General features: G+C 45.5%; 8 protein-coding genes and 1 pseudogene. 3 read left to right on the top strand and 6 right to left on the bottom strand.

The features are described 5' to 3' along the window. Nucleotides 1–137: 137 nt before the first annotated feature. Together G5A70_RS13820 and G5A70_RS13815 are read right to left on the bottom strand one after the other, a co-directional pair. Complete coding sequence (locus G5A70_RS13820) at nucleotides 138–1,532, bottom strand: MFS transporter (RefSeq protein ID WP_173750112.1); 1,395 nt, start codon at nucleotides 1,530–1,532, stop codon at nucleotides 138–140. A gap of 36 nt (nucleotides 1,533–1,568) precedes the next feature. Beyond that, entirely contained in the window at nucleotides 1,569–3,836 is a 2,268-nt protein-coding gene (locus tag G5A70_RS13815; RefSeq protein ID WP_173750111.1) for a glycoside hydrolase family 2 protein, read from the bottom strand. Nucleotides 3,837–3,987: 151 nt separating this feature from the next. On the opposite strand from G5A70_RS13815, the gene G5A70_RS13810 reads away from it, so the two are divergent. After that, nucleotides 3,988–5,205, top strand: a complete 1,218-nt coding sequence (locus tag G5A70_RS13810) for a helix-turn-helix transcriptional regulator (RefSeq protein ID WP_173750110.1) — start codon at nucleotides 3,988–3,990, stop codon at nucleotides 5,203–5,205. 23 nt (nucleotides 5,206–5,228) lie between these two features. Here G5A70_RS13810 and aroD read toward each other — a convergent pair whose 3' ends face one another. Both aroD and G5A70_RS16160 read right to left on the bottom strand, forming a co-directional pair. Further along, nucleotides 5,229–5,990 (bottom strand): type I 3-dehydroquinate dehydratase, encoded by a 762-nt coding sequence (aroD, locus tag G5A70_RS13805; RefSeq protein WP_173750109.1) that lies wholly within the window; start codon nucleotides 5,988–5,990, stop codon nucleotides 5,229–5,231. Between the two features lie 32 nt (nucleotides 5,991–6,022). Then, nucleotides 6,023–6,865, bottom strand: a pseudogene (locus G5A70_RS16160) (shikimate dehydrogenase). Here G5A70_RS16160 and G5A70_RS13795 point away from each other — a divergent pair. Continuing rightward, nucleotides 6,859–7,743 carry a LysR family transcriptional regulator gene (locus tag G5A70_RS13795; RefSeq protein ID WP_173750108.1) on the top strand — a complete coding sequence of 295 codons (885 nt, stop codon included), beginning with the start codon at nucleotides 6,859–6,861 and terminating at the stop codon, nucleotides 7,741–7,743. The pseudogene G5A70_RS16160 and the gene G5A70_RS13795 sit on opposite strands and share 7 nt — an antisense overlap. A 43-nt stretch (nucleotides 7,744–7,786) precedes the next feature. Here G5A70_RS13795 and G5A70_RS13790 read toward each other — a convergent pair whose 3' ends face one another. Continuing rightward, nucleotides 7,787–8,674, bottom strand: coding sequence for a LysR family transcriptional regulator (locus G5A70_RS13790; RefSeq protein ID WP_173750107.1), 888 nt, complete (start codon nucleotides 8,672–8,674; stop codon nucleotides 7,787–7,789). A 170-nt stretch (nucleotides 8,675–8,844) separates the two neighbouring features. On the opposite strand from G5A70_RS13790, the gene G5A70_RS13785 reads away from it, so the two are divergent. Next, nucleotides 8,845–10,839, top strand: coding sequence for an FAD-dependent oxidoreductase (locus G5A70_RS13785; protein WP_173750106.1), 1,995 nt, complete (start codon nucleotides 8,845–8,847; stop codon nucleotides 10,837–10,839). Between the two features lie 58 nt (nucleotides 10,840–10,897). Here the strand turns inward: G5A70_RS13785 and G5A70_RS13780 are convergent, their stop codons facing one another. Continuing rightward, nucleotides 10,898–11,950, bottom strand: coding sequence for a PTS transporter subunit IIC (locus G5A70_RS13780; protein ID WP_173750105.1), 1,053 nt, complete (start codon nucleotides 11,948–11,950; stop codon nucleotides 10,898–10,900). Nucleotides 11,951–11,993 lie beyond the last annotated feature (43 nt).

Below are 11,993 nucleotides of genomic sequence, written 5' to 3'. Positions count from 1 at the left end.
GTACCTCCTCTTTTGTTCTATCTGTAATATAACACTTATAAACAGTGTTGTCAACAGTTTATTTTAAATTTTTTGAGAGTTCACTTTTTTTACATTTTTGCAAAAAAAGAGAGCGAACAAATCGCTCTCTAAATTTTTTATTTTTCACCACGACGGCGAGCCAGTTCTGCCACGTTTTCCTCTACGCGTTTCTTGTTCAGAGGATACAGGAAAAACAGAGCCAGAGCCACTGCTGTCAGACCGATAATCGGTACAATACAGGAAATCGTGAAGATTCCTTCTGTAACAGATGGGTCAAATGCTGTTGCACTTGTATATCCTACTAAGGAAAGCAGACTACCAATCATACCGGAAGAAAATGCCTGTCCCAGCTTTCTCGCAAAAGAGTAAACTGCATAAATAGTTCCATCTTCACGAATACCATTCTTTACTTCAGAATCGTCAATAACATCTGTAATCATAGCCCAGATAACTGTATTAAAGAATCCAAGTCCAATAAAGGACAGTACATAAAACAGTACATAAACCCATACATTATCCGGATGTACAATCAGACAAACTACATAGCAGGCTGCTCCGAAGATACAGGATACTGTAGACAATTCTTTCTTACCAAACTTTGCTGCCAGCTTACTTGCCAACGGAGCGCAGATAACCAGAATTGCTACACTACTCAGCAGAGATACAGCGGACTGTGCCTGCGTACTTCTGTAAACATTAGGGAATACATAAGCTGCCATTCCCTGCATGCCAAGCATAGCCAGAAGAAGCAAAATCGCTGCTGCAATAATTCCCAGAAGAGAACGGTTTGTAATCAGACTCTTTCCAAGAGCACCTAAATCCAGTTTCTGTTTATTCGCCTCAACTGGAACACGCTCGCGAACCAGGCTAAAGCAAAGAATATAGCAGATAAATGCACATACAGAGAACACACCTGCAATAATTGTCATACGGCTTCCGGAAAGAACTGGGTTGCCATCTACAGTTACATAAGCGATCAACGGTGTACCTGTACCAATTACAAGGCTGGCCAGAGTTGCACCTACAGAACGCCATGTAGATAAAGATGCTCTGTCTGTTGGGTCTGCAGAAACTGCAGAAGCCATAGAACCATAAGGAATATTAATGGATGTATAGAATACAGAACCCCATAACAGGTAAGTAACAATCATATACGCTACCTTAAATCCATAGGACATACCCGCAAGTCCTGACTGATACATCAGGAAACTGGCGATCGCCACGGGACCGCACATACGCTTAATCCACGGACGGAACTTACCGTCTTTTGTAGGTCTGGAACGGTCTACAATCTGTCCCATAGTAACATCTGTAAACGCATCTACAAAACGTGCTACCATCATGAGCATACCCACAACTCCTGCGGATAAGCCCATAATGTCTGTATAAAATTTCATCATAAACATTGAAGATAATATGAAGGTGAAGTCGTTACCAAAATCACCAAACATATAACCCAGTCTGTCCTTCATTCCGAATGCCGAAACGGACGAAGTATTTGTTCTTGCCATGCTTTTTTCTCCTTTTCCTGTTTTTAACTGCAAGTTTTAGTTCTTCTTAATCTGAATCAGTTTTGCATTTACACTTTCCACAAAACCTTCCGGAGCCAAATCCCCAGCCATTTCACCGAGTCTTTCCAGTGTCATGCCTTTCATCATATCCCACATGCCTTCACCTGGAGCAACCACCATATTCATAGTCAGTTTTACGGCTTTTGCTGCAATTTCAATAGCTTCCGGGCATTTTGCCAGTTCTTCCATTGTATCTTTAATGCTGTACATGCCTTCCGGGAATTCCATTGGGGCTTTTAAGTCCATGTCGCCCACTGTGCTGAACCAGTTCGCAACACCTTCTGCACGTTCATTTACTTCCGGCAGAACATAGATTTCCGGTTCTTTTTCTACTTTTTCCAGAGTCATGGTGTCTTTCAAGTCACCAGCCTGTGCAGTAAGGACGTTAAATCCGTCTTTTAATGCTACTGTGAAGACAAATACTTTCTCTGCTGTCAGCTCTTCCACTTTTTCACCGTTTAAGAACAGTGTTACAGAAGGCTGGTTGGAATATACACGGATTTCTGTTGTTTCGCCTGCGCGCTGTGCGTAGCGTTTTCCGCAAAGGTGAACCATAGGCTCTTTATTCCAGTATGCTTTGTAAATGTAGTAGCTGTCTTTCTTAATCTTTCTGTCCATGGTCACAAGACCTTTGTTGTTTCTTCCTGCTACACCGCCCTCATCACGAGCTGCACAGCCAAAGTCAAACATATTCCATACATGGCTGGACCAAATCCAAGGACGCTCATCTAATACTTTTGCCATATGTTCATGATACAGTGCCTGATACTCTTCACTGTAGTCCTTGCATGCAGGGTTTGGTCCGTGGTAAGTAATAATGCCTTCACATCCGTACTCAGAAACACCAAGACAGATGTTTGGATGAATCTTGTGGAAATTGTCAAGCCATGGGCCATTGTCTTCCATCTTTCCGCCGTACCATCCGAAATAATGGTTGTAGCTTTCTGTATCTGTAATATAGTGCATTGGTCCTTCAATTGGTGTCATTGATACGTGAGCAATGGTTGTCAGACGGCTTGGGTCAAGTTCTTTTGCCAGAGCATTTAATTCTTTATGATTTTCCACTAACTGTTCGGAAATACCACCGATGAGGATTTCGTTTGAAATTCCCCAGAAACAGATAGAAGGATGATTGTAGTTCTGGATAATCAGCTCTTTTAACTGGCTGATACAGTTTTGGTGAGCTTCCGGGTCTTTGTTCATCACACTGATAAACGGAATTTCAGCCCATACTACAAATCCCATTTCATCGCAGGCATCATAAAAATCCTGTGAATGCTGGTAGTGAGCCAGACGAATGGTGTTTGCACCCAGTTCTTTGATGATTTTTGCATCTTCAAAGTGGTCTTCTCTTGTCAGAGCATTTCCTTTATATAACTGGTCCTGATGACGGCTTACACCACGAAGCGGTGTTTCTGTTCCATTGATGATAAATCCCTTGTTCGGGTCACAGGAGAAGCTGCGGACACCTACGCGAGCAGAGATTTCATCGTAAGTTTCGTTTCTTCTTTCCAGTCTTGCTGTAACTGTGTAAAGGTAAGGTGTATCAATATCCCATTTCTTCACATCCGGAACGTATACCGTTACTGCTGTGCTGTCTGCCGGACGGCATGCGCTTGCAACTTCTTTTCCTTCCGCGTCACAGATAGAATATAATACAGTAAAGTTTTCATCTGCTTCTTTTACATAAGAAACAATGTCGAATGTTGCACCGCCGCAGTCACATGGCTTTGGTGTAACCTGAATTCCAGGGCCTCCGTAATATTCCAAATCAAAGTGTGCGTCCGGTACGCTGATAAGGTTTACACCTCTGTACAGACCGCCGTAGAAAGTAAAGTCTGCAGACTGTGGATATACGCTTTCTTTTCTTTCATTGCTGCAGGCTACAACCAGAAGGTTTTCTCCTTCTTCTTTGCACACCTCTGTAATGTCTGCACGGAAAGTTGAATATCCGCCTTCATGATATACCACTTCTTTTCCGTTTACATAAACAGTCGCCTGCTGTCCCGCTGCCAGAAATTCCACAAATACTTTTCCGCCGCCCAATGGCTGTTTCGGAGTTGCAAATGTCTTTGCATACCAATATCTGCCTTTATCGTAACCGCCGTTTCCGTCATGTCCGTCAATGGCATTCCAGGTATGAGGAAGGCTTACTGTCTGCCAGTCTGTCGGCATAACTTCCGGAAGTCCGGCATCCTGCTGAATAAAAGCCCAGTCATTGTTTAAATTAATCACTCTACGCATAGCTTTCTCTCCTTTTCCTTGTGTTCTTTGGATATTTTCGTAGATTTATTTTAAGCCCTTTTGTATAATATTATATGTAATTTTATGCGAAAATAATAGTGATGATTTTTATGGTTTTTTGCACGATTTTCAGATTGTAAGAGGAATGCTTATGAAATATGACGAATTAGTTGATTTGACACAGAATATCTTACAGACAAACTACCTGTCCACATATCGCCTGAATCTGTCCGACGAAACTTTTGAGCATATTGACATGGGTCTGCGCAGCGATATTCTGAACTTAAAAGATACCTCCGATTCTTTTCGGGAGCTTTTTCAAAAGGCACAGCCCGGTAAGATTTATTTTAATACGGATATTTTCCGCTGCACCTTTGTTTATCTGCTTCTTCCGGATAAAGAAACGATTTTCTACTGCGGTCCTGTTTTGTTTGAAAAAATTCAAGGGGAACGTTTTAACGAAATTTTTGCCTCTGTCTCTCTTCCGGAAGAGCTGAGAGAACCTTTGCAGCACTACTATCAGCGCCTTCCCTTCCAAGCGTCTTACTCCATGTTTGAAAGTCTGTTTCTGGAACTTGGGAAAGCCATGTATAAAGAACAATGTGAAGTTATCTATTCCAATGCAGACTTTTTCGACCACTGGGACAATACCTACAAAAATTATATTCGCAGCGCTGGACATCCTTTTTCCAATATTGATGTCATTGAAGACCGCTACGAATCCGAAAATATACTGATGAGCGCAGTCTCCTCCGGACGGGAAAGCCGGGCTCTGGAATTAACTTCCCGATTCGGAAGCCTTTACCTTCCCCAGCGCACCTCCAACAGCTTACGAGACGTGAAGGATTATACTATTACCATGAATACCCTTCTGCGCAAAGCTACGGAACATGCCGGTGTACACCCTGTCCACATTGATGCGTATTCCAACCATAATGTTTCCACACTGGAAAAACTCACCTCCGTGGAGCAGGTCTTCGAGCACCAGCGAAAAATCGTACTGGGCTACTGCCGGATTGTAAAGGAACACCAGCACAAGGTACACTCCCCTCTGCTGAAAAAGGTTTTGGCTTATATGGAAACCGACCTGACACTGAAAACCCTGTCCGAGCACCTGGGGGTCAATGCCAGCTATCTGTCCACCCTTTTTTCCAAAGAAATAGGAATTTCTCTCACAGATTATGTGACAAATCTGAGGATTTCATATGCCAAAACCCTTCTGGCCAAGACAGATGTTCCGATTAAATCCATTGCGGAAAGGTGCGGTATTGCAGACATTCACTACTTTACCAGGCTGTTCAAGCGTATCTGCGGCATGACACCCAACGCCTACCGGAAATCCCCTGACCAGACCGTTTCTGACGAATAAGCTGCAAACTGCCGCTGTTCCGCTTACAGACTCTTATGCAGAAGCTCCAGTGCAGTTTTTAAGTCCTCCACTGCCATCTGACCGGGAGCAGAAGCTTTTCCTGCTGCTCCAAAGGTCAATGCAGATCCAAAGACTTCTCCGCACAGACGGCTTAACACTCCGGTTCCTGCCATAGACATGGTAATCACCGGGCGGTCTGCATACACGCTTGTCATCTCTTCCGTGGCTGCAAGAAGTGTCAATACATCCTTTTTATTCTGCGGCATAACTGCAATCTTCGGAATATCCGCTCCCAATTCCTGCATTTTGCACAGACGTTTTAACAGCTCTTCCTTGTCCGGCGTCTTATGGAAATCATGGTTTGAAACAATGACCTTGGCACCGCATTGGTGCGCTGTTTTTACAATCTGTCTGACCTCCTCATCTCCGGTAAAGAGCTCTGCATCCACCAAATCCACACTTCCGCTTTCTGCCATCTCCTGATTCAAACGGACATACGCTTCGGTTTCCATGGCTTTTTCCCCGCCCTCTTTTGATGTTCTAAATGTAAAAAGAAGGGGCAGGTCACCCAGCGTCTGCCTAAGTAATCCGGCTGTCTCCCTGGTCTTTTCCAAATGGAATACCTCCTCATACCAGTCTGCGCGCCATTCTGCCACATCTGCGCCGATTTCCCGGATACGGGCTCCGGCTGCAAGGATTTCTTCTCTTGTGACGCCCACAATGGGAACACAGATTTTCGGGATTCCCTCTCCGATTTTTACATTTCTGACTACTACTGGATTCATCTTATATCCTCCTCGTTTTCTGCTTGCTTCTCTTATTCATACTTAATATCCAAAATTTCCTTCATATACTCTATCGGCATAGGCTGTCCGGTCCACAGTTCAAAGGCCGCTGACCCCTGGAACAACATCATACCAAGACCATTCATCGTCTTACAGCCGGCTTCTTTTGCCATTTTAAGAAGAGCGGTTTCTCTTGGGAAGTATACAATATCTATGACAATTAAACCCGGACGGAAAAAGGATTTGTCCGGAATATAGGTCTGCCCCTCTAAGGGTTTCATTCCTACTCCCGTGGCATTGGTAAACAGATAACTGTCTTCCATCTCTTCTTTTAACTTATCCAAATCAGCCAGGTCATATAAAGCAGCTTTACATTCTGTATTTTCATTAATCTTCTTTACCGTTTCAACTGCATTGTCCCAGAATTTATCTCTTGCATTGAAAATAGATATCTCTTTTACTCCGTCCAGCGCTGCCTGTACCTGAATGGCTGTGGCTGCTCATCCGGCGCCGACAATGGTCATTTTCTTTCCAATTACATCAATGTGATTATCCTTTAACGCCGCCATATATCCGATACCATCCGTAATATGTCCGGTCAACACTCCGTTGTCATTGACAATCGTGTTTACTGCTTTACACATTTCTGCTGCCGGAGAAAGCTTGTCCAGATACTTATGTACCACTGTCTTATTAGGCATGGACACATTTGAGCCTCTCATTTTCAATGCGCGAAGTCCCTTGACCGCATCCTCCAGAGAGTCGTTATCCACTTCAAATGCAATATATGCATAATCAAGTCCCAGATTGGCAAATGCTTCGTTGTGCATGACCGGGGAACTGGAATGTCTGACAGGAGGAATTTGATATGACATTAAATCAGTTATTATATTTCCGGACAGTTGCCGCACATCAGCATTTCCGGCAGGCTGCCGCAGAACTTAATATTTCCCAGCCTTCCCTAAGCCGCTCTATTGCTTCCCTGGAAGAGGAGCTGAACATCATTCTTTTTGAACGGCAGGGACGCAATGTGCGGCTTACCAAATACGGGCGAATCTTTCTGGAACACGCAGAGCGGATTCTGCAGGAGACGGAGACTGCCCTCTTTCGTATGCACCAGCTTGCCCAGGATGAGGGACACGTTGATATTGCATATGTCTTTCCCCTGGCGAACCGCTATATCCCTCATACTGTAAGGCGTTTTTTAAGCCAGGAACGCTATAAGAACATTACCTTCAGCTTCCATCAGCTCCACACACCCCAACTGATTGAAGGACTGAAAAAGGAGCTCTTTGACCTTGTGTTCTGTTCCTATATGGAAAACGAACCAAATATTAAGTTTATTCCTATTATCCACCAGAATATGACCGTCATCACGCCCAAGGGACATCCGCTGTGCGCCAAAGACGCGGTTTCCCTGTCTGAACTTAGCGCCTATCCGCTGATTGGGTATGACAAAAGCTCCGGTCTGGGAAAATATACGCGGCAGATATTTTCTTCCCACGGAATCACCCCGAATTTCATCTGCGAGTCCCCTGATGAAAATGCCATCTCTGCCCTTGTGGAGGAAGATTTCGGCATAGCCCTGGTGGCAGATACGGAGGCCATCCGCAAACGCAATATCCGGATTCTGCCTCTTCGTGACATACATCTGGTTCATACCGTTTATCTGGCCTATCTAAAAGACCATTATATGATTCCGGCGGTCCGGAATTTTCTCCAGTTTATCATAAAGGACGGGACACATCTGTAATTGGTGTCCCTGCCGGAGGTTTTCTGGTACAAGGAATCTTAAACTAGTATTTTCCATATAAGGCTTTTACATATTCTGCGAATTTTTCTACAATGGGAGTCTGATAATTCTCCTTGGACAGCGCCATATAGATGTAACGCTGATACCGGGGCGAGCGCAGCTTCAGCACTTCCACATTCATATTTTTAAGAAGGGGAATATCCGGCATGACCGCAATACCGAAATTCTGTGCTACAAGCCCGGCCATTGCACCGTCTTCCTCTATTTCATAAGCAATCTGGGGTCTGATTTTCGCCATTTCAAAGAGCCTGTCCACCACCGGCCGAAGGCCGCTTCCCTGTGTAAAATAAATCTGCGGATAAAGGGCAGCCTCTTCCAAATCCACTTCCCCTCTTCCGGACAGAGGATGTTGTTTCGGTATGACTACAACCAGATTCTGTGTTCCTACTGGTGTAAAGCTGACTTCCGGTTCATTCTCCATCATGGAACAGAAGGCAATATCATACTTTTCATCCTTCAGCCCCTGGATAAGTTCTGACGTATTCCCCACGGTAAAATGAAACTCTGTTTCCAGTTCTTCATGACTTCGCAGAAAATCCCCCACCAGACGAGGCACAAATTCACTGCCCAGTGTATAGATATATGCCAAATCAATGACCCCTTTGGTCTGTCCCGCCATCCCCTTTGTCTTAGAGACTCCCAGTTCCAGTACATTCATGGATTCCTCCACATACCCCAGGAAAAATCTCCCATACTTTGTCAGTACCACATTTCTTCCCTGCTTGCGGAACAACTTTACACCCAGTTCCTCCTCCAGTCCGGCAATTGCATGACTCAGCGTTGGCTGAGAAATTCCAATCTCTTCTGCCGCTTTTGTGTAATGCTCCAAACGTGCCAGTGCCACAAAATAATTTAACTGATGCAGCTTCATACAACTCACTCCCTTCTCACCTTTTTATACAGAATACCATAACTAATAGTTAATTTCTATAGATATTAATAAAAATATGCATTTGTTTTATGGTTTATTTTTCCCTATAATACGGTCAGAACATAGATTGTTAATCAAATATCAAATCCAGAAAACAGGAGGAGTTCCTTATGAAAAGCATGTACAAACACATCTTTGAACCACTGACCATCCGCCGCATGACGATGAAAAACAGAATTATGATGACACCCATGGGTACAAACTACGGTGAACAAAGCGGCGAGATGAGCTTTCTTCATATTAATTATTACGAGCAGCGCGCCAGAGGCGGCACCGGTTTAATTATGGTAGAAAATGCAAACGTAGATTACCCGCTGGGTTCCAACGGAACCACCCAGCTCCGCATTGACCATGACAATTATCTTCCGCGTCTGTTCAAATTAACAGAAACTGTCCACAAACACGGCGCCTGTATCGGTATTCAGATTAACCATGCCGGGGCTTCGGCTCAGTCTGCCCGTACCCAGATGCAGCCGGTCTCTGCCTCTGACATTCCTTCCAAAGCCGGAGGTGAAATTCCGCGCCCGTTAGAGAAAGAAGAAATTCTTCAGATTGTAAAAAAATACGGACAAGCGGCAAAACGGGCTCAGGCTGCCGGATTTGATACTGTAGAAATTCACGCCGGACATTCCTACCTCATCAGCCAGTTTTTATCTCCGCTTACCAACCACCGGACAGACGAATTCGGCGGAAGCGCTGAAAATCGCGCCCGCTTTGCCCGTATGGTTCTGGAGGAAGTCCGCGCACAGGTTGGGCCGCATTTCCCCATCTTCGTGCGAATCAGCGCCGATGAATTTCTGGAAGGCGGCAACACTCTGGAGGATACTCTGGATTACCTTCAATATTTCCAGGAAGAAGCCGACGTTATCGACGTATCTGCGGGACTGAACAGTTCTATTCAATATCAGATTGACGCCAACTATCTGCCGGACGGCTGGCGCTCTTACATGGCAAAAGCAGTAAAAGAACGCTACGGAAAACCTTGTGTAACTACGGGAAATATCCGAAATCCCCAGGTTGCGGAAGACATTCTTGCAAAAGGCGACGCGGACATCATCGGTATGGGACGGGGACTGATTGCAGACCCGGACTGGGTAAACAAAGTGGAATTCGGAGATGTCTGTGATATCCGCAAATGCATTTCCTGCAACATCGGGTGCGCCGGAAACCGAATCGGCATTAACCGTCCTATCCGCTGTACTGTAAATCCTGCCGTTCTCCACGGAGAAGTCTACAAAAAACAACGGGTTTCCAAGCCCTGCAATGTCGTTGTAATCGGAGGCGGAACTGCCGGCCTTGAGGCTGCCTGTACAGCCGCCGAAGTGGGATGTACAACCTTCCTCATTGAGAAAAAACCGTATCTTGGCGGATTGGCTGCAGAGATTTCCAAGATTCCGGACAAAAAACGTCTGGCAGATTTCCCCAATTACCTGATCCACCGTGCGCACAAATTAAAAAACCTGTTTGTGTTTACCCAGACTGAAGCTACCACCGAATTTATCAAAAACCTGAAGCCTAACATCCTTGTCAATGCTACAGGCTCTCTCCCGCTGCTTCCTCCCATTGCCGGGCTTCACGACACACTGGGCAAACCCGGAAGCCATGTGTACTCTATTTTTGATATGATTCAGCATGTAGACCAGTATCCGGAGGATATGACCGGAAAGAAAGTCTGCGTCATCGGCGGCGGTGCCGTAGGACTGGACGTGGTGGAGTTCTTTGCTCCGCGGGGCGCAGAAGTCTCTATCGTAGAAATGCTCCCTGCAATCGGAAACGGAATTGACCCCATATCCAAGGTCGGCACCTTTGCCCTGATGGATAAATACCATGTCCGCCAAATGCCTAACACCGCATTGAAAGAAGTCCGGGACGATTCTTTCCTGGTGGAAACCCCGGAAGGCAAAGAAACTTTAAACTTTGATTACGGATTTGTCTGCCTCGGAATGAAAGCCAACACACCGGTTCTGGCTGAGCTCCAGAACGCCTTTGGTGACGAAATTGAAGTTATCAACATTGGTGACAGTGTCCGGGCGAGACGTATCATTGAAGGTACAGACGAAGGACGCAACATCCTAAACACACTGGAAAAACACGGATATTTATAAAAACACAGAATATGGGTCTGGTACACCTTGCGTCGTGCACCAGACCCATACTTTATTTTTATAAATCCAGTTTCAAATCATTTTCTCCAATCCATCCTTTCTTTCTGAAAGGTATGGCAATGACACAGGTCAGCACTGCGGGCAGTACAAAGCAGATAAGAATCATGCCAATCCAGTCCATGGGGGTTATCGCTGCTTTGGCGCCGCTTGCCATATCCTGTACCCAGCCTGTATACACACCTATCTGTCCCACAAAGCCACAGGTTCCCATACCGGAAGCAACTGCCGCTCCGTTCATTTCCATATGAAACATGCAGGTGGCCATCGGTCCGGTAATCGCTGAAGCCAAAGTCGGTGGAAGCCAGATTTTCGGATTTCTCACAATATTTCCCATCTGCAGCATAGAGGTTCCGATTCCCTGGGCAAAAAGACCACCCCACCGGTTTTCCTTAAAACTCATCACTGCAAAGCCCACCATCTGGGCACAGCAGCCTGCCACTGCCGCTCCACCGGCCAGACCGGTAAGAGAAAGAGCTGCACAGATTGCCACGCTGCTGATAGGAAGTGTCAGTGCAATCCCTACTATGACGGAAACCAAAATACCCATAAAAAACGGCTGCAGTTCTGTTGCCCACATAATGGCATTTCCTACGCTGCTGGCTGCGTAGCCGATAGCGGGTGCCCACCAAAGAGACAACAGTACACCCACGGCAATAGATACAAAAGGTGTTACAATAATATCTATTTTTGTCTCCTTGGAAACCAGCTTGCCTGCTTCCGCCGCAAAAATAGTTACAATCAGAACTGCCAGCGGGCCTCCCGCACCGCCCAGCTCATTGGCCGCCATGCCTACGGCTGTCAGCGAAAACAGCACCAGGGGCGGACACTGCAATGCATAGCCTATGGAAATAGCCATAGCTGCACCTGTGGCTCCTTTGGCATAAGTTCCCACGGTTACCAGAATATCAATGCCCAACTGCTCCCCCAGGGTACTGATAATCGTCCCGATAAGCAGAGAGGCAAATAACCCCTGTGCCATGGCGCTTAAAGCGTCAATCCCATATCGCTTGGCAGAAAAAATGATGTTTTTTCTTCTCAAAAATTCTTTCATAAATGGATTCTCCTTCCTTCTGACGTTTTCTTCGTTTTACTGT

This window comes from Blautia hansenii, from assembly GCF_013304445.1.
Taxonomy (GTDB): Bacteria; Bacillota; Clostridia; order Lachnospirales; family Lachnospiraceae; genus Blautia.
Note: the sequence above shows the minus strand (reverse complement) of the source record. Positions and strands in the feature narration are given on the sequence as shown.

Bases quoted from the DNA above. Each gene is read 5' to 3' on its own strand.
- G5A70_RS13820 (WP_173750112.1), bottom strand. From the start codon at position 1,532: ATGGCAAGAACAAATACTTCGTCCGTTTCGGCATTCGGAATGAAGGAC.
- G5A70_RS13815 (WP_173750111.1), bottom strand. From the start codon at position 3,836: ATGCGTAGAGTGATTAATTTAAACAATGACTGGGCTTTTATTCAGCAG.
- G5A70_RS13810 (WP_173750110.1), top strand. From the start codon at position 3,988: ATGAAATATGACGAATTAGTTGATTTGACACAGAATATCTTACAGACA.
- aroD (WP_173750109.1), bottom strand. From the start codon at position 5,990: ATGAATCCAGTAGTAGTCAGAAATGTAAAAATCGGAGAGGGAATCCCG.
- G5A70_RS13795 (WP_173750108.1), top strand. From the start codon at position 6,859: ATGACATTAAATCAGTTATTATATTTCCGGACAGTTGCCGCACATCAG.
- G5A70_RS13790 (WP_173750107.1), bottom strand. From the start codon at position 8,674: ATGAAGCTGCATCAGTTAAATTATTTTGTGGCACTGGCACGTTTGGAG.
- G5A70_RS13785 (WP_173750106.1), top strand. From the start codon at position 8,845: ATGAAAAGCATGTACAAACACATCTTTGAACCACTGACCATCCGCCGC.
- G5A70_RS13780 (WP_173750105.1), bottom strand. From the start codon at position 11,950: ATGAAAGAATTTTTGAGAAGAAAAAACATCATTTTTTCTGCCAAGCGA.